This window comes from Nodosilinea sp. FACHB-141 (assembly GCF_014696135.1).
GTDB lineage: Bacteria > Cyanobacteriota > Cyanobacteriia > Phormidesmidales > Phormidesmidaceae > Nodosilinea.
Map to the genome: position 1 here is coordinate 140,892 of NZ_JACJPP010000021.1, position 19,219 is coordinate 160,110.

14 protein-coding genes are annotated in these 19,219 nt (G+C 53.5%); 12 read left to right on the forward strand and 2 right to left on the reverse strand.

Annotated features, from left to right (window positions below; genetic code table 11):
• Positions 1-11 precede the first annotated feature (11 nt).
• Complete coding sequence (locus H6F59_RS21535) at positions 12-1,304, reverse strand: pentapeptide repeat-containing protein (RefSeq protein ID WP_190705413.1); 1,293 nt, start codon at positions 1,302-1,304, stop codon at positions 12-14.
• Between the two features lie 249 nt (positions 1,305-1,553).
• On the opposite strand from H6F59_RS21535, the gene H6F59_RS21540 reads away from it, so the two are divergent.
• Positions 1,554-3,029, forward strand: coding sequence for a site-2 protease family protein (locus tag H6F59_RS21540; RefSeq protein ID WP_190705932.1), 1,476 nt, complete (start codon positions 1,554-1,556; stop codon positions 3,027-3,029).
• 81 nt (positions 3,030-3,110) lie between these two features.
• Here H6F59_RS21540 and H6F59_RS21545 read toward each other — a convergent pair whose 3' ends face one another.
• Entirely contained in the window at positions 3,111-4,040 is a 930-nt protein-coding gene (locus tag H6F59_RS21545; protein ID WP_190705416.1) for an isopenicillin N synthase family oxygenase, read from the reverse strand.
• A 219-nt stretch (positions 4,041-4,259) separates the two neighbouring features.
• Here H6F59_RS21545 and H6F59_RS21550 point away from each other — a divergent pair, with 219 nt between their 5' ends.
• From H6F59_RS21550 to H6F59_RS21600, 11 genes are all read left to right on the forward strand, one after another.
• Positions 4,260-5,045: a peptidylprolyl isomerase gene (locus H6F59_RS21550; protein WP_313887283.1), complete on the forward strand. Its 786-nt coding sequence runs from the start codon at positions 4,260-4,262 to the stop codon at positions 5,043-5,045.
• A gap of 137 nt (positions 5,046-5,182) precedes the next feature.
• A complete protein-coding gene (locus H6F59_RS21555) occupies positions 5,183-6,319 on the forward strand; it encodes an SLBB domain-containing protein (protein ID WP_190705420.1) in 1,137 nt (378 codons plus the stop codon).
• A gap of 134 nt (positions 6,320-6,453) precedes the next feature.
• Positions 6,454-8,745: a polysaccharide biosynthesis tyrosine autokinase gene (locus H6F59_RS21560; protein WP_190705424.1), complete on the forward strand. Its 2,292-nt coding sequence runs from the start codon at positions 6,454-6,456 to the stop codon at positions 8,743-8,745.
• A 63-nt stretch (positions 8,746-8,808) separates the two neighbouring features.
• A complete protein-coding gene (locus H6F59_RS21565) occupies positions 8,809-10,860 on the forward strand; it encodes a hypothetical protein (RefSeq protein ID WP_190705428.1) in 2,052 nt (683 codons plus the stop codon).
• A 68-nt stretch (positions 10,861-10,928) separates the two neighbouring features.
• On the forward strand, positions 10,929-11,936 hold the full coding sequence (locus H6F59_RS21570; protein ID WP_190705431.1) for a hypothetical protein: 1,008 nt from the start codon (positions 10,929-10,931) through the stop codon (positions 11,934-11,936).
• Between the two features lie 940 nt (positions 11,937-12,876).
• Positions 12,877-14,130, forward strand: a complete 1,254-nt coding sequence (locus H6F59_RS21575; RefSeq protein WP_242021618.1) for a glycosyltransferase family 4 protein — start codon at positions 12,877-12,879, stop codon at positions 14,128-14,130.
• A 223-nt stretch (positions 14,131-14,353) separates the two neighbouring features.
• Positions 14,354-14,779: a hypothetical protein gene (locus tag H6F59_RS21580; RefSeq protein ID WP_190705439.1), complete on the forward strand. Its 426-nt coding sequence runs from the start codon at positions 14,354-14,356 to the stop codon at positions 14,777-14,779.
• Between the two features lie 33 nt (positions 14,780-14,812).
• On the forward strand, positions 14,813-15,679 hold the full coding sequence (locus H6F59_RS21585) for an ABC transporter permease (protein ID WP_190705441.1): 867 nt from the start codon (positions 14,813-14,815) through the stop codon (positions 15,677-15,679).
• 41 nt (positions 15,680-15,720) lie between these two features.
• On the forward strand, positions 15,721-16,995 hold the full coding sequence (locus tag H6F59_RS21590) for an ABC transporter ATP-binding protein (protein WP_190705444.1): 1,275 nt from the start codon (positions 15,721-15,723) through the stop codon (positions 16,993-16,995).
• 3 nt (positions 16,996-16,998) lie between these two features.
• The gene (locus H6F59_RS21595) at positions 16,999-17,709 is read left to right on the forward strand and encodes a bifunctional 2-polyprenyl-6-hydroxyphenol methylase/3-demethylubiquinol 3-O-methyltransferase UbiG (protein WP_190705447.1); all 711 of its coding nucleotides are present in this window, start codon (positions 16,999-17,001) and stop codon (positions 17,707-17,709) included.
• A gap of 207 nt (positions 17,710-17,916) precedes the next feature.
• Complete coding sequence (locus H6F59_RS21600; RefSeq protein WP_190705449.1) at positions 17,917-19,200, forward strand: glycosyltransferase family 1 protein; 1,284 nt, start codon at positions 17,917-17,919, stop codon at positions 19,198-19,200.
• Positions 19,201-19,219 lie beyond the last annotated feature (19 nt).

The following is a 19,219-nucleotide window of genomic DNA, read 5'->3' on the forward strand; positions in this document are numbered from 1 at the left end:
CCCCCCTTACCCTAACGTCCCAGTCGGTTAGGAATATCCTCACAGCCGCCGGGAACAGTGGCGCGGGTAGCCTCACCACCCCAGGCTCCAATGTAGCGGCGCTGTTCCTCAGACAGGCGGTACACGCCGCTAAAATTAGCCCCTTCAACTACGGCCCCGGTGTTGGCTCCGGTGGTGTAGTCGGGCGCGCCGGTGCGGGTGCGGGGAGTGGCGGTGGCAGCATCTCCATAGAAAAGCCGCGCCTCCATTAGATCGGCTCCAGACAGATTAGCTTGGTACAAAATAGAGCGGGCAAAATTGGTTCTTACCAAGTCGGCCCGACGCAGATCGGCGCGAATCAGGTTGGTTTCGCTGAGGTCGGCCCAGCGCAGATCGCTACCCGACAGGTCGGCGGCGGCCAGCATAGCTCCCAGGTCGATGACGCGAGTGCCAGTCAGCCGGTCTTCTTCATAACCACCCCGGCCGTCTAGGATAGGGCGGCCTAAGCGATTGTCGCGGCGCAGGGGGGTGAGCAGCTTAGACCGCGAGAGAAAGCGGATGACCTTGGCCTTGCCCCCAGCATCGACGCTGCTGAGAATGGCGGCGGTGCGGGCTTCGGCGATGATTCGCTCCTGGGGCCAGTCTTCGAGCAGGCCTTCGTCATCTAGCACCAGTTCTGAGATGCCCTGAAAGTAGGAGTCGATAGTCTGCTGCTGGGTAATCAGGTTCTGCTGCTTGGTCAGGTCGCGGGAAATAACGTACTGCCGCCAGGCCACAAACAGGGCCAAAAAGGCGATGAAGATTTGCCCGATCGCCCCCAAAAAGTCTCCCAAGGCTCCCAGAATATCCCACCGCAGAGTCAGCCCCCAGGTCAAAATGGCCCGATTAATGCCAGTGATATTCGTTAGCCCCGCCAGCCCCACTAAAACCCCTGGGATGGCAATCAGCAGCGACTGCTGCCGGGCAGACAGCTCCCCCAGCACCTCTTGCAGAAAGGGCCACATGAGCCGAATCGACACCAGGGTAGCCACCAAAGATCCAGCTAGGGTGAGCCAAAAACTGCCGGTGATTAGCCCCAGCCCAATCACTGCGACCGCCACGATAGTAATCGCGCTGGCCGAGGTGACCGTAGAGTCAACCAGCAGGGGCTCAACGTTTGTCGGGTCGGAAGGGTCTAAGTCGAGCCGAGTGGCACCCGGCACAGACCCCGCTACGCTGTCGCCAGGGAGCGGCCCGGCCAACTGGTCTGGGGTAGCGACTGTGCCGTTATCTGGGGTAGCGGTGGGTAGCGGTGGCTGGGCAGGGTCAGGGGTCGGGGGAGTCATGGGCGCGCAACAATGAGCAAGATCAAAACTAGGCCCCTGGGATACGACGACAAAGGGCAAATTGTCTGGCTATATTTAAGCACCTTAACCTTGGAACTATAGTCGTTGGGCTGGGTTTGCCCCATCAATAGGCTAAGACGGCTAACCTCGACTAGGCGGCTCCGGCCTATCGACGGTAGACTGATGGGGATTTTGCCCGCTAAAACGGGCGTTTCAGCACATATTGAGGAGGGTAGGGGCAGCGGCATTATGGTGATTACTGGGTTGATTTTGCTGGCCGCGATCGCGATTTTAGTCTGGGGCTACCGCCGGGCCTCGCCCTACGGCACTGTAGGCATCTTGGCCTGGCTGCAATCGGTGGTGCTGATGGCCCCGTGGCTGCTGTTCTTTGGGCTATTTGCCCTGGGTGTTTACGTCAACTTGGCGGGGGTGCTGCTGCTGTTGCTGGGGTCTACGGGCCTTTATATCTATATAGGACGACGCTTGCGCGCTCTGGGGCAAGACATGCTCTCGACCCAACGGCCCGCGCCAGCGATGGACTCTGCCCCTGAGACTACCGATCGCCTAGAGCCTCTCGATCAACCTACCCCAGCCCCAACCACCCCAGACACTATAGTCATTCCCGCCGAAGATCTGACGCAGATTGAAGGCATCTTTGGCCTCGACACCTACTTTCGCACCGAGACGATTCCCTACGATCAGGGAGCGATTTTTCGCGGCAACCTGCGGGGTGAACCGGCGGCTACCCAGACCAAGCTGGCAGAACGATTGCAGGAACGACTAGGCGATCGCTACCGCCTGTTTTTAGTCGAAAACCTGGAGCAAAAGCCCACGGTAGTGGTGCTGCCCGCCACCGCCGACCCGGTCAAAACCACCCCAGCCCAGTGGGCACTGGCCGGGGTGCTGGCGATCGCCACCCTTTTTACCGGCCTAGAAGCCGGGGCGATTTTGCAGGGCTTCGACCTGCTGCAAGACTTTTCTCGCTGGCGGGCCGCCCTGCCTTTTTTAGTAGCCTTACTGGTGATCCTGCTCAGCCACGAAGCCGGCCACTGGATTGCCGCTCGCCGTTACGGAGTACGCCTCAGCCCGCCCTTCCTCATCCCCGCTTGGCAGATTGGGGCCTTTGGCAGCCTCACCCGGTTTGAGTCCCTGCTGCCCAACCGCAGCGTGCTGTTTGACATCTCCCTGGCCGGGCCAGCTGCTGGAGGCATCATTTCCTTGGCCATGCTGGTGGGCGGGCTGCTGTTGTCGCACCCTGGTAGCGCCTTTCAAATTCCCTCTGGGTTCTTTCAGGGGTCGGTGCTGATCGGGGCTTTGGCCAAGGTAGTGTTGGGCTCAGCGCTGCAAGAGCCCTTGGTGGATATTCACCCGCTCACCATCATGGGCTGGCTAGGACTGGTAATTACCGCCCTCAATTTAATGCCAGCCGGGCAGCTCGATGGCGGCCGCATGGTTCAGGCCATCTACGGCCGCAAAACCGCCAACCGCACGACGGTATTTACCCTGGTAGTGCTGGCGCTGGTAGCGTTGGCCAACCCCCTAGCCCTCTACTGGGCTGGGGTGATTGTGATCTTGCAGCGCACCCTAGAGCGCCCCTGCCTCAACGATATTTCTGAACCCAACGACGCCCGCGCCGCCCTCGGTCTGCTGGCCTTGTTTTTAGCCCTGACGGTGCTACTGCCTCTCACCCCTAGCCTGGCCGGTCGCTTAGGAATTGGAGCGTGATGAAGTGGGGTAAGGGGTAAGGGGGTAGATTGTTCAGCTATCAGCCACTTACCTACCCATTCACTCCCTACTCCCCACCCCCTACACCACCGGCTCTACCTGAATTTCCCCCAGTCGTTGGGCTAGATAGGCAGCGGCAGTGATCGGAGGAAATTGAGGCGTTCCCCCAGTGCGATCGATCAAACTACCTACCGGGGTCAGGTCAATCTCGGGACGGGGATGGACAAAAAACGGCATTGATAGGCGGGCCTGGTTGCTGGGTTGAGGATTGACCACCCGATGGGTAGTGCTTCTAAACAGCCCGTTGGTGAGGTTTTGCAGCATATCGCCAGTATCCACCACGATCTGGCCGGGGGTGGTTTTGACGGGTAGCCAATGCCCATCCTGGGTGAGAATTTCGAGCCCAGGGGCGGTGGCCTCGCAGAGCAGGGTAATGAGATTGATATCTTCGTGGGGGGCGGCTCGCAGACTACCGGCGGCAGGTTGGCCCACGGGCGGGTAATGGGCTAGGCGCAGCACTGTGTTGCCCCCGCGAGCCATATCCACTAACCAGTCGTTGGGCTGGCCTAGATAGTCACCGCAGGCTGCCAGCAGAACTTCTGCGCAGGCCATGAGCTGCTCATATAGGCGGGTCATCACTGGGCGAAAGGAGGGCACCTCCTGGGGCCAGGGCGAATCGGTAGCAGTGAGACTGTAGCGGTTGACGTGCCAAAATTCTTTGAGATCGGGCGAAGTGTGGCCCTTAGCCTGCTCGCTACCAAAGCTCGAGAAGCCCCCACCGCCATGCTGGGATAGGGAGTACTGGGTTTTAGCAGCATCGGGTAGGGCAAAGAACTCAGCAGCTACTTGGTAAGCTCGCCGTACCACCTCCGGCGACACCGGGTGGGGCTCCAAAATAAAGAAGCCAATGTCCTCTAGGGCCTGGCCCAGGGTTGCGATCGCCCGCTGTCGCACCGCCGTAGGGCCAATTAAATCTGCGTAAGACACCACAGGAATGGGCGGCGGGGTCATGGTGTGATCCTTGAAGAGGAAAAATAGGTTGGCTGGATTGTAGCAGCCCAGTCAAGGGTCTATAACTAACCCAAAATTGCTGTTTCCCAGCGAGCGGACGACTGCGAATAGCAACCCAAAATTTGGCCAAACTCGGCGATCGGGCGGTCTAATCGACCGAGATGCCCTGGCATAATGCGATAAGGTTGGGCTACGTAGCTTGCTAACGCGTTATTGTCTGTGAACAGTCCTGCTAACCCAGAGCCCAGTCCAATGCTGCACATCGGCGACCAGGTGTTGACTCCCGCCGATGCTGTGCTCCGGCTACAGCGCTACGGGATGTTGCCCGCGCTGATCAAAGAACTAGTAATTGACCAAGCGATCGCCGCCACCACCCTCACCCTAGAGCAAAGCGCCCAGGCCCTAGACCAGTTTTTGCAGGCCAATCAGGTGACGACCCCCGAGCAACAGCAAGGGTTTTTAACCCAGCGCGGGCTGGCCGAAGACGATCTTTTGGCGCTAGCTCAGCGGGCTCGAAAGCTTCAGCAGTATAAGCTCGACACCTGGGGGCACCAGGTCGAATCTTATTTCTTACAGCGCAAGGGCCACCTCGATCGGGTTTTGTATTCTCTAATTCGCACCCGCGATGCTGGCCTGGCCCAAGAGCTTTACTTTCGCATCAAAGACGACGGCCAACCCTTAGCCGACCTAGCCCGTCAGTATTCCGAAGGGCAAGAGGCCCAAACCGGAGGCCTGATCGGCCCCGTAGAGCTGTCGGTACCCCACCCGGCCCTGGCCCGAATTCTCTCCATTAGCCAACCCGAGCAGCTCTGGCCTCCAACTCGCGTCGGCGAATGGTTTGTGGTGGTGCGCCTGGAAAAATTTTTGCCGGCCCGATTGGATGACGCCACTCGCCAACGTCTGATCGACGAGCTGTTCAACACCTGGTTAGCTGAGCAAGTACAGCGGGAGCTTCAGTCCAATGCCATCTCAGGCGTAAACTCTCTGCCACTAAACAACGACTAGTCCGGCTATCTTTGCCTAGCGAAGGTAAACCTTTGCGAACTACGGAGGGCAAACCTAGGCCGATCGCCCATCATGAACTCGTGGTGCACCCGTAACATTTTGATACGATATGTCCGGACAGCCCAAGGAGGTCAATAATGGCCCGCTTTCAACCGATGGACTGGGGAATGGGGGTGCTAATGGTCGCCGCCACCTTCAGTGGTTTAGCTGGTAGAGCCCTGGCAGAAACCCTGCCCCTAACCAATCCGACAGAGCCTGAGGAGGCTACCCCGCTACCTATTCAAAGGCCACAACCTGGACTAGGCACAGCTGAGGAGAGTTTTCCTGAGGCCTATGTGCTGGGGCCGGGCGATCGCATCCGCATCGATATTTTCAACATTCCAGAGTTCAGTGGCCCCGAAAACGGCATTCACGAGGTGCTGGTCGATGGCACATTGTCTCTCCCCATGGCTGGTGTAGTAGCCGTGCAAGGGCTGACCCTAGCCGAAACCCAGGAGGCCCTAGTTGCTAGCTATGCCCCGTTGCTGACCCGACCGCCTCAACTCACTGTCACGCTGCTGTCGGTCCGCCCCGTGCGGGTGGTGGTGGCTGGCGAAGTCAACCGCCCCGGCACCTACACCATTGAGCTAGAGGCCGAAGCCAGCGGGGGCAGCGCTGGGGCCGGTCGCCAGTGGCCCACCCTCACCCAGGTAATTCAGGAAGCGGGGGGCATTACCCAGCAGGCCAACATTAAAGATATTCAGGTGCGGCGGCCCCAGCGCCAGGGTGAGGCCGTTCTCACTACCAGTCTGTGGGAACTAATTCGCACTGGCGACATTAGCCAAGATGTGCGCCTGCGCGACGGCGACACCATTGTGATTCCCAAAGCCGTAGCGATCGTGCCCGAGGAGTCAGTGGCGATTTCTAGCGCCAACTTTTCTCCAGAGGAAATACCAGTGCAGGTAGTTGGTGAAGTAGCACGCCCCGGCGGGGTAACGCTGCCCGCTAACTCCACCCTAAACCAGGCCATTCTGGCCGCAGGCGGATTTCAGCGCAGTCGGGCCCGGAATTCCACGGTAGAGCTAGTCCGGCTCAACCCCGATGGCAGCGTTGACCAACGCACCGTGAACGTCGATCTATCTGCGGCTGCTAACGACACCACTAACCCGATATTGCGTCCCAACGACGTAGTGATTGTGGACCGCAATATCGCCGCCGCCGCTGGCGACACCCTAGGACTCTTTCTGAGCCCTTTTACGTCTCTGACTACTGTCTTGCGGATACTCGGCTTTTAACACCGCGTCTCGGCGGCAGTCTAAATCCGCATCAAAACTTGTGGTTTAGGTTCAATCAGATCTGAATCTAGGTCAGTTTTGAAGTTTTGAGCTATAAATTAACGAACTCTTGGGAGTATTCCCAGACATATCCTATGCCTTTCCCCCATTCCTCCACCCATGAAACCAACGGCAACGGTCACGGCCATGCCAAGCCTGGTTTTATGACTGTTATGGCGCCGCCATCCTTGGTGGAGCAGAGAGATGAGGTAGACTTCAATCGGCTCGTAGGGGTATTCAGGCGTCGAGCGGGCGTATTTCTTGGTGTGGCGGCCCTCTCCTTGGCAGGGTTCACCCTTTGGCACCTCAGCCGTCCGCCAGCCTACAGCGGTAGCGCTAGCCTCTTGGTGGAGCCCGTTACCGCCGCTAATACTCCGGGCCTAGACACAGTTACCGGAGTCCCCAGCCCATCAGTCTCTACTAGCCTTGATTACACTAGCCAAATTAGAGTGCTGCGCGGTCCGGCGGTGATCAATCCTATTTTGGATAAGATTCAGCAGCGCTACCCTGACATTAACTACAATTCCCTACTCAACGGCCTCGACATCACCCAAGAAGGCGAATCTAAGGTGCTGCGCATTAGCTACAGTAACGCTGACCCAGCGGTAGTAGGATTTGTGCTTAACCAGGTGGTCGAAGGTTTTGTCAACTACAGTGTGCAGGACCGTCAGGGGGAGCTGCGCCGAGGTCTGACGTTTTTAGATGAACAGCTGCAGGAAAAATGGCAGGAAGTTGCGGCTATTGAGGGGGAGCTCAGCGAGTTTCAAAAGCGCTATGACCTAGTCGATGTCAACGCCACCAGCGAAAGCGTTACCCAACGGCTCAACCAGATGCTGTCTGACCAAGAACAGCTGCGGGTGGAGCTGACTGCCCTAGATCCCCTCTACGAAAATCTGCGGGAGCAGGTAGGCTTTGACCCCAATACCGCCATTCGGGTGGCAAACCTCAACGAGTCACCGACCTACCAGTCGCTGCTGGAAGATTTACGTGAAATCGAGCAGACCATTGCCGCAGAGTCAGCCCGGTTTCAGGCTGACACTCCTATGATCGAAGCGCTGACAGACGAGCGGGAGAAGCTTTTACCGCTGCTGGAGGCGGAAGCCCAGCGCCTCGTAGGGTCGGCAGTAGAAGCCGAAACCTTGGGCTACCAAGGATCAGTAAGTCGAGATCTGATGCAGCAGCTGGTCGACACCGCCAACCAAATGCAGGTCTTGCAAACTCAGGATCAAGCAATTGGCCAGGCTGTGCAGCAGCTGCGGGCAGAGATTCAGCGGCTAGCAGACCTCTCCCGGTCGTATCAGCAGATTAGCCGCGAGCTGACCGTAGCGGAGACTAGCCTCGATCAGCTTTTGGCAAGTCGGCAAGATCTGCGGTTTCAAATGGCGCGGCAGGCGTCACCGTGGGAGCTGATTTCTCCCCTAAATGAGACGAGCATTGCCGAAACGAGCAATCTGCCTCGCAAACTGCTGCTCAGCGCGGTGTTGAGCCTGATGCTGGGAGGGATTGCGGCACTGCTGCGCGATCGCCTCGACCAAGCCTTTCATAGCACTGACGAACTGATCAAAGCGACTCAACTGCCCAACTTAGCTGGGGTACCCAATGCCTCAGCCTTGCAAAAGCAGCCCCTGCTGATGGTGCCCAATCTATCTGCCACCATGGCCGATGTACTCACTCAAAACCAGAGTCCCCACAAGCTATACACCTCCTTTAGCTTTGCCGAGGCATTCTACTCACTAGAGGCCAACCTGCGCATGCTCAGCTCTGATACCCCTATACAGGTGGTAGCGCTGACCTCCTCAGAGCCCGGTGAGGGTAAATCAACCATATGCGCCCACTTGGCCATTGCTGCCGCCAACATGGGCCGCCGCGTACTGTTAATTGACGGTGATCTGCGCAAGCCCAGTCAGCATCTGATTTTTAGCCAACCAAACCGTCAGGGGTTGAGTGATCTGATTACTCAACCCCTCGATGACCCCATGGATCTAGTTCAGGTGATACCGGGTAATCCCAACCTACACTTGCTAACGGCAGGGGCACGGCCCCCCGCCCCTGGCCGCCTGCTGTCATCGCGCAAAATGCAGCAGATTACTGAGCAGTACCGCCGCCACTTTGACCTAATGATTTTTGATACCCCACCCCTAGCAGGCGGGATGGTTGATGCCAAGCTGGCCGCAGCCCACGCCGATGGGCTACTGCTAGTGGTGCGACTCAATCGGTCTGAGCGAGCGGAGATCCAAAGGGTGCTGGCCGACCTGGGCAACACAGTCCAGGCTCCGCTGCTGGGTCTGGTGGTCAATGGTGTGCCCCACAGCCGTCAGAGTGGCTACGACTATTACTACGGTTACTACGGTCGCCCTAGAGTGGCCGCAGGGATCAATGACGGTTAGTCGGTGGTTGCCCTGTGAACAGCAGGTGTGGTGATAACAACGGGATGTGAGGAGCAATAGGGAATGAAGCGCAAATCAAGACCACTAATTACTGGCGGACTATTAGGACTAGCTGGGCTAGGGTTGCTGCCATCACAGGCTGAAGCCACCCCTGACAATTTAGCTGTAGCCCTTGATCCTAGTTTGGGTACAGCTCTAGCTGTAGATCCGCACCCGGTGATGGAGCCCGAACCGTCGGCCCAGACCACCGAACCTCAGATCGACGAGCAGGGGGTGCCCCAACCCGCCTGGACTCCAGATGGAAATCACCCTGTTGTGGCCGCAGCAGCGACTGCTGCTCAGCAGCCAGCGCTAGCAACAGCGGTCGTCATCCCTCAGACAGAGCCATCGGCTCCGGCCATTGCTGCCGTAGAAAGCAGTATTTCAGAAATCTCAGAACCCGCCGTCATAGCTGCCCCGGCAGCAGTGCCAGAGGCCCCCGCGATCGCCCCTGCTGCCGCACCAAACCCAGCATTGGTGAGCCCAGAACCCTCAGTCAATACCCTGGCAGATCTGCCAGTCACCCCTGCGCCAACGCCAGCGGTGACTCAAGCCGAAATGCCAGAGGCCGTAGACAGTAACCAGGCTGCGATCGCCAGCCCTTCCATCGACACACCTGCTACCCCGGTAGTTATTGAGAACGTTGCTGACAGCACCGAGGCCGCGCCAACCGTTACTCCAGCTGAAGTTAGCACCAAACCCACAGCCAGCAAACCCGCCCAGGTTCTTCAGCTACCTGGGGTAGCGCCTCGCCCCGCAATTCCTACAGCAGTAGAGCGTTTAGCTGCCACCCCAACGCCAATCGCGCCCCCCCCAGCCCCAGAGGCCACCCTTGATCGCCCTGCCTCAGAGGCAGTGACATCCGCCTCTAGTACCGGGTTGCAGCAGCCCCCTAATGTGGCAGCCCTGCGATCGCGGTCAACAGCGGTTCAAGCGTTGCTGCGCGACCTGCGCACCGCCTACGGTCTGGAGATCCAGGGTGACCCTGCCCAACCAGTCTCTCAGTCTGAAACCATAAGCCGGGAGCCACAGCTGCCGCCGCTGCCCTCACGAGCCAACCGTAGCACTTCGTCTGAAAACACCGCCGCTAATCAAATTCCTGTAGCCGCCCCATTGCCTTCCCCAGCGATAGCTCGTCAGACCGCTGAGCGAGAGCCACAGTTACCGTCATTCGCCGGACAGAGTTCCAACGTCGCTCTAGCCTTACCGTCCCCTCGACCCACTCTGTCGACTGGTCGAACCGCCCTAGCCGCGCCGCCAGTAGAGCTAACCGCAGCCCTGCTCTCTGCCGATACGGTTCCCGTCACCACCGCTCAAGCCACACCGTCATCTTCCGATGCGACCCAGCTGCGCGACAGTCTGCGCGTCGCACCGCTCACGACCACCGCTGGAGCTACACGCTCTTTTCCCCCCTCGCCTAATGCCGGCATTCCATCGGCCTTTGGGGCCAACTGGGGAGATGTGTTTTTTAGCGCCTCGCTAGCTGGAGCCGACCGCATTCGCCCTGAGGCCGATGGTAGTCTCTCTATGGGCTTTGGGTTAGGCGACTCGCGCCGGGCCGTAGGGGTTGAGCTAGCCTACAACCTACAGAGCGTGCGACGGTTTGGCGAAAACGGCGGCTTCGACGCCAAAATTCATCGTCAGGTCTACAGCGATGAAGAAACCCAGGTGGCCGCCGCCGTGGGGATCAATAATTTTGCGTCCTATGGTGCCAATACTAACGGCAGCGAGGCCAGTCCCTACGGTGTGGTCACGGCGGCTCATCTACTCCAGCCAGAACATCCCAGTAACCGTCTGCCCATTACCGCCTCCCTAGGGCTAGGGGGCGGTGCTTTCAGCGGTGAAAGCAGCGATGTAGGAGTGTTTGCCGGCGTTGGGCTCCAAGTGCATCCACAATTTTCTATCAATACTGCCTGGAGTGGTGTGGGTCTAAATGTGGGAGCTTCCATTGTGCCAGTGACCACGGTACCCCTTACCCTCAACTTGCTCTATGGCGACGTCGGCAACAATACGCGGGCGGGTTCCGTCGCAGTGTTGAGTATCGGCTACGGCTTTAACTTCGGTCCCCGATTTTAAGCCCCTCTCACTCTGCTACTGCTCCCTTCGACATCAACTGCACTTCATTCCTAGTTAGGAGAATCCCCGTGGACAAACTGGCGCGCCCGCTACGGCAAACATGGCTCATGCTAATTCTGGTAAGCGGCAGCTTGGCGATCGCCCTGCCCGGACACGGTGGTTCGGTCCCTACGGGGCTAAGCAGCGGCGTCAGCGTCGGCGGCTCAAATTTGTTGCCTATCGGTGCCTCTACCCTATGCATTTATCAAGAGGTGGATCAAGAGGCGGATCAAGAGGTGGAACCAGTCGGATGCCAGGAAGAGCAGCTGGAGTCAGCCTCTGCTAACGCCACCGTAGACCCCACCACCGGAGATATCACCCTGACCACCGCGGCCCAGCAGGCGCTCAATACCTCGGCCAATCAAATTGCTCAGGGGCTCAGGGGCACCAACCCAGTCCTGGTCGTTCTCCTGACCACGCCAGGAGAAATTAGCTTGACCATCCCTAGCCCTGTGGGCGCCAGCGGCCCCAGCGAGGCCGAAGATGCTGCTGAGACGGTAGATGACATGGCGGCAGCAGCGGCAGCGGCGATCGCCAACGGTGAAAGCGTCTCCCTAACTAGCAGTCGGGGAACCCTTGGGATTGCCGCCCCAACCGTTTCTCAAGCCAGCGGCAGCAATACTATCCTGGTTACCTCAGCGGTGTTTACGCTTCAGGGTGGCACCCCCATGGTGGCACCCCTACGGGGCACCTTGGCGCAAATTGCCAATACTACCGGTTTCTTGACCGCCGCCTTTGCAACTGGCCTCACCCCCAGTCAGGTAGCTCCCTTCACTGAAATGGCTCTAGCCGGAGCCGACTACCGCGATCTAGTGGCGCTGTTCAACACGGTTAGTGGGCTCATTCCCCCTCAACCCCAGCCTCGCTCTACGGCCCTAGCCGTTGACCCCACCCTATTAGAGGAAGCTATTCAAGCCTACAACCGCATTGTTGACAACAGCACTTCAGAAATCCTAGCAGCCTTGAGCCAAAACTCAGATTTTGTCGCCTTGGGGCGATCGCTACAACAGTTGCGGGCAGCCATTGAGGTTAGTTAATATCTCAGGCCCATCAATTACAAGTAAGATGTCTATTCCTGCGCCCAAAAATGTGAGGAGTAAAGCTCAGGCGGAGAAGTATATTTAGTCGAGCTTGACTTTATCAAAAAGACTTGAACTGAACCGCTGTTTTGTTTACAGCGGATAGGAGTTTATTGAGCAAACCTAGCTCAATAACTTCAGTTTATGGTGGTTGATTGCGATTTTTCTTGAGTTAAACCAGCAGTTTTTATTTGTGAGTTCTGCTTGCAGCAGCATGAGCATTGAGGCCTGCCAAAACCTTAATACTTTGAGCATCAGCATCTGCTTGATAAAGCCTTGGGCATCCTGCTGCCGAATTTAACTAGTCGAAGAGTGAATCCACCCTAAAAAGTTGCTTGAAGTTCATCCCTAAGATAGATTCCGAAAACTTGGCTCCTAGACTTATATAAGGTCGGCAAAGATTCAAGCTTTGCTTTTATACTGGCATCTAACTAACACTTAGATAAGCGTTTTTTAGAAGCGGTTGTCTTAACAATTTAGTCGAGTAGGTCAGATGCTGAGCCTAAAAATTTAGTGCTATTCGCCCCTAAACCTTTCCAAGAAGTGAGGGTTAACTTTGAAGTTCAAAGGCCCAAATTCGCAATCATGAGGTAAATTGTAAAAAATAATATTTCCAGGGCCTTCCTCATCAACCCTCAAGAAATACTCTGACCACAAAGAATAGATTTTGAAATTTAGTGACAACCTCGAAAATGTTGCCCCCAATACATACTTTGAGCTCTAGTTAAGGGCAATATCACGTCTAATTGAGGTGATTTCTTAACTGATAGACCTGCAGCCATCTAAAAACAAAGCTCAAAACAGAGTATTTAGCTGTCATCCGTGTTGCATCGCACAATGAGTGGATCCTATGAGAGCAAACCACAGCCGGCCTAGCCTTCCCTTGCAGGTCTCAATTTTGACTCAGTTTTTTCCACCCGACTACGCCGCTACCGGGCAGCTTGTGGAAGAACTAGCCCAGAGCTTTAGTCGACAGGGGGTAGGGGTGCAGGTGTTTGCAGGACAGCCCGGCTACGCCTACGATCGCAGGCTCGCTCCCAAGCAGGAAGAGGCCCAGGGAGTGACTATTCGCCGCACGCGCACTTCGCGGCTCTGGCCCAAGCGAATTCGGGGGCGCGCAGTAGGCGGGTTGCTCTACTGTTTACGATCGCTCATCAAGCTCCTGCACCCAGCCCGCCGCGGCCAGCTGTTGATAGTCACCACCGAACCTCCCTATCTGCCGGTACTGGCCTATCTGATGTATTGCCTGTTTGGCCAACCCTATCTGTGCGTGGTGTACGACCTTTACCCCGAAGTGGCCTTGGCCCTGGGAGTGGTCTCAAAGCGTCACTGGCTGGTGCGCCTGTGGCGCTGGCTTAACTGTCGCACTTGGCAGCGAGCTGAGGCCATTGTGGTGCTAAGCCAAACCATGAAGCAGCGCATTGTCGATCACTGCCCCGAAGCAGCCGACAAAATATCGGTGATTCACAACTGGGCTGACCCCAGCCTGATTGTTCCCTTGCCAAAAGCGAACAACTGGTTCGCTTTACACCATCAGCTCGATCAAGTCTTTACGGTGCTCTATTCCGGCAATATGGGGCGCTGCCACGATATGGACACTATCTTGGCAGCAGCCTTTGCTCTACGCCACGAGCCCGTCAGGTTTGTGTTTATTGGGGCCGGGGCCAAGCGCCAGTTCTGTATAGACCGTACGGCCCGCGCAGCGCTGACCAATTGCTTGTTTCTGCCCTACCAAGCAAAAGAAACCCTGCCCTTTTCTCTCACCGCCTGTGACCTCAGCTTAGTCAGCCTGGTAGAAGGGGTAGAAGGGCTAGTGGCCCCCAGCAAACTGTACGGCAGCCTAGCTGCAGGCCGACCTGTGGCTGCTATTTGCGAACCCCATTCCTACCTGCGATCGCTGCTGGCCGAAGGGGGATTTGGCCGTGCCTTTAGCAATGGCGATGGTGCGGGGCTAGCCAATTTTATTCGAACATTGGTGGCCAACCCAGCTCTAGTTCAACAGATGGGCAGCCGAGGTCGTCGCTACATGCAGCAAAAGTTTACCCCCGAGCAGGGTACCAACCGCTATTTTGAGGTTGTAAAAGCTTGCCTGCAAACTCCGGCAGCGCCCCCGCTGGCTGAGGTGCCCAAGGCTACTGTCTCTCGCCTCTGACCGCACCGACCATGGCAAAAGAATCTTAAAAAACTGGCTTTAGCCCTTGCCTAATTCAATAAATCCTGTACCCTTCTGGCATGGAGTGGGCTTTGACGGTCACTGTGATCTCAGTCTCTCCCCCGCAACCTCGGCAGCCGCCGAGGCCGTAGTCCAGGACGGGTGTGGCTATCTTTATCCAATGCCTTTTAGTTAGCCCTGTGCTCTTTCCCATTTTTCCAATATGACTCAGCCCCGCCGCAATCGTAGCCGATCTAAACGACGCGCCATTTACTGCCCCGACCACGGCACCTACCTCGACAGCGTTAGCCAAAAGTATCCGCTCTACACAACTGAGCCCGAGCATCTCCAGCAGCGGGGGTTGAGCCGACTGCGATCGCTCACCGTCATCGCTGGTTACGGCACCGTTCCCTTGACCGGTGAATGGCTCGAGGCCTTTTGGTGCGATTACTGCCAAGAAACCCGCTGGTACCATGTCCACAGAACCGTCGCTAATCGCTACATGGTTGTAGCTGCGCCAGAACACCTCTGGATGCAAGCCAGCGGCGTGATTCTTCCCACCGGCAACCCCAGCGTTAGCGAGTTTACCCGCCGACAGGCTCGCCAAACCCAGTACCAGGGCATCAAAGACTTTCGCCGCATTGGTTAAGCTAGCGCTTAATTCCGACTTAGGTAACTTTCAATGACCAAGCTGAAGATTAAGCGGCGCCGGCCATCAAGTGATCCCAGCGAAGCCGAGCTGATTATTGAAGCGGGTCGCACAGAGAAAAACTATTGGCAAGATATCTGGCGCTATCGAGAGCTGTTTTATTTTTTAGCTTGGCGCGATATTTTAGTGCGCTACAAGCAAACTGCTATCGGAGTGGCGTGGGCGCTCATTCGGCCATTTCTAACGATGGTGGTGTTTACAATAGTGTTTGGTCGTCTAGCCAACTTGCCATCGAACGGGGTACCCTACCCCATCCTGGTATTTTCAGCCATGCTTCCCTGGCAGCTATTTTCTACGGCTTTATCAGAGTGCAGCAACAGTCTGATTGCTAACGCCAACCTACTATCGAAGGTATATTTTCCTCGCTTAGTAGTACCTACTAGCGCTGTAGTAGTTAGCTTTGTAGACTTCGCCATCTCTGGCATCATTTTGGTGGCGCTCATGGTGTGGTTCACCTACGTACCCAGTTGGCGAATCGTTACCCTACCGCTGTTTACCCTAATTGCGCTAGCCGCTTCTATGGGTGTAGGACTATGGATGGCTTCCCTCAATGTGCAGTACCGCGATTTTCGCTATATTGTGCCGTTTTTAGTTCAGTTTGGCCTCTATATTTCTCCGGTGGGGTTTAGCAGCAGCATCGTGCCCGAGCAGTGGCGGCTGCTGTACTCGTTAAACCCTATGGTCGGAGTCATTGACGGCTTTCGCTGGGCCATTCTAGGAAATGAGGCCAGCATCTACTGGCCGGGGTTTGCCCTATCGACGAGTCTAGTCATGCTGCTGCTGGTGTCTGGCATCTGGTATTTCCGCAAAATGGAGCGCACCTTTGCAGACGTGATTTAGCAGCCGATGCCTCCATACCACGACCTTCACCGACGGCTAGCATGTCTGATACAGTAATTCGCGTCGAAAACTTGGGCAAGAAATACATCATTGGCCATCAGCAGCAAGAGCGCTATACGGCTCTGCGAGATGTATTGGCTAACAGGGCCAAAGATATTACCCAGATTTTCAACCCAAAAGCTAAACGCCAAAAACCAAACTCAGAGGAGTTTTGGGCTCTCAAAGATGTCTCATTTGAGGTAAAGCGGGGCGATCGCATCGGCATCATCGGCCGCAATGGGGCAGGGAAATCAACCTTATTAAAAATTTTAAGCCGGATTACAGAACCGACTAATGGGCGCATTTCTATTAAAGGCCGGGTTGCCAGCTTGCTGGAGGTGGGCACAGGGTTTCATCCAGAGTTAACCGGACGAGAAAACCTTTTTCTCAATGGCACAATCTTGGGAATGGGTAAAGCAGAGATCAAACGCAAATTTGATGAGATTGTGGCGTTTGCGGAAGTCGAGAAATTTTTGGATACGCCTGTAAAGCGCTATTCCTCCGGAATGTATGTTCGCCTTGCTTTTGCAGTAGCAGCACATTTAGAACCAGAAATTTTGATTGTGGATGAGGTGCTGGCGGTTGGAGATGCCCAGTTTCAAAAGAAGTGCTTAGGCAAAATGGAACAGGTGGGACAGCAGGGAAGAACTGTCCTATTCGTAAGCCATAACATAGCTGCCATGCGATCTCTTTGCAGTCGAGCTATTTTGCTGAATCAGGGCCATTTAATAGAAGATTCTAATGTAGAAAATATAGTCGCCAAATACTTAGCAGAAGAAGACATATCCGAATCTGTAGTTAAATGGGATTCGCGAACAGCGCCCCAATCACCAGAGATTCGATTCATTAGAGCCTACATTTTGAATGATCAAGGTGACTATGCATCTTTACTAGATTGCCGTAAGGGATTTCAAGTTGCCGTTGAATACGAAATTCTCAAGCCTCTTCGAGATTTGAGAATTGGCTTTTTTATGCAAAATCTAGAAGGAGTAGCAATTTGCGGCTCCAATGATCCCATGGCATGGATTAAGCCTGTAAGAGAACCAGGTCGTTATGTAAGTCAATGTGATTTCCCCGGCTACATTCTCAATGCAGGAAGGTACTCAGTTTATTTTGGTGCGGATATTCCTCCTTATACAAAACTACTCGTATCAACTCCATATTGCTTGAGCTTCACCGTAGAAGATGTCGAGGGGCACGGATTACTAAATGAAAAGCTACCGGGAGTTATTCGTCCAAATCTTAATTGGAAAGTAAATTATTTAGTTCACTCATAAAATATGGAAGATCTATATACGATTGAAAACGCATTGCAATTCAAATGGGCTTCTGTTACTGGAAGTTTGAATCCTGAACGAGTTTCTCACCTCAAGTCCTATGTTATTGGGAAAAAAATCCTCGATGTTGGTTGTGGTGGCGGAGCATATGTAGAGTTTCTATCTCAACAAGGTTTTGACATCACAGGAGTTGACAAACACAAGCAGTTTCTTCAATTAGCTCAAGAAGAGAGCGCAGCAGGTACTTACGTTCAAGGAGACATTGCAAAACTGCCATTCCCAGACAAGACATTTGATTCTTCTTATTGTTTTGATGTCTTAGAACATGTCGACGATAAATTGGCAATAAAAGAATTAGCGAGGGTTACAGCTAATCGAATTATTATTGCTGTCCCCAAAGAAGATGAGATAATGAATAAATACAATCTTACATTTTTACATTATCAAGACAAGACTCATTTAAGAAATTATACGGAAGATTCTCTCAAAAAACTTGCATCGAGCATTAATCCTTCGAATATTCATATATTTACTGAATTAGGAATTCCAACTAGATCTCTAGTTAAAGAGATGATAGAATTCAAAGAGACTCAACATGATAACAGTCCCAAAAAAGCTTATAGAAAAATGCTCAATTTTTTGCTTCAGAAATTGCTTAATAGAACGTATTACAAAGAAGTTTATACAGGATTAGTGGCAGTAATTGATATTTAACTTTAGACAAAAGTCCTTTTAATATTATCAATTATATTAGCTTCAAAGAGTGTTTGAATAGTTTATTAGAGTGAATACATAAGAAACTGCTTTGAAATAAAGCAGTTTCAAAAAGGTGAGTGGTGTTTTATAACTGCTAACTTCATGAGCATACATACATAGATAGATAGATAGATAGATAGATAGATAGATAGATAGATAGATAGAATGAAAGTTTTATATGACATTACAGTTTTGGGCATGGGGCATATCATGCCTCGTGCAAAAACAGGAGTTTTTAGGGTTGCAGAAAATTTAGCCTGTGGCTTGAAAGAAATAGAGGAGTGTGAACTAGAATTTTGTGTTAGTTCAATTCCTGATTGGTTGTTTGCTTCCTTTGATTATCTAGATGCTAATGACAAACTTAATGCAGTTTCGTTTCCTCATTCTTGGAGAAGCAAACGCCAGCTCTGGAGCTTTCAGAATAGATTAAATTTACAGATTGAAGATTCTCATGGCTTAAGAAGAAATTCATTAAGATTAATACGAAAGCTTGTAAGTTCAGCCGGTCAATCAGCTAGAAGAAACTACAGACCTATTGAATCCAAAAGCATTTCAAATAGCAACATTTATCACTCACCGTTTCATCCAATTCCAGAGGAAATTCGAACAGCAAGTCATCTGCAGAAGTTTTTGTCAGTAATGGATTTAATCCCAATTCTCTTTCCTGATTTCTTTGAGTTTGATGAGAGTGGCACTATTAAGAAAGCAATTAACAGCTTAGATCCAGAGTCCTGGATTTTTTGTATATCCCACTCAACTAAAGAAGATTTGTGCAATTACACAAAACTGATTGATCCTTCAAAAGTTTTTGTAACTCATTTAGCGGCTTCTGAACTTTTTTATCCCTGTACTAATTCTCAACACTTTAAATATGTTTGTGAGAAATATAAAATTCCAAAGTCTCCTTACATCTTAAGTCTAAGCACACTGGAACCTCGTAAAAACATCGATCACATCATTCGTTGCTACATTCAGCTTGTTGAGCAGGAAAAATTGCAAGACCTACATCTGGTACTAGTCGGCACAAAAGGCTGGAAATACGACAAGATTTATACTGAACTATCCAACAATCCTATTCTGAAAGACCGCATTATTGTCACAGGTTATGTCGCAGATGAAGATTTAGCTTCTCTATATAGTAATGCTCTTGCATTTGTTTATCCGTCATTTTATGAGGGTTTTGGTTTGCCACCTTTAGAGGCAATGCAATGTGGCATTCCTGTAATTACTTCTGATACTTCTTCTCTCCCTGAAGTAGTAGGTGATGCCGGTATCATGCTTAATCCTAAAGATGTGGATGGGATGTGTCATAGCTTATTAAAATTGTATTCTCAACCTGCTTTACGGCAAGCTATGGCTCGTAAGTCTATAGAGCAGTCTAAGAAGTTCAGTTGGGAGAAGTGTGTTCAAGAAACAGTCGCGGCTTACAAACTCGCTCTGTCGGTATAGATTCTTGGCGTTCTCTCTT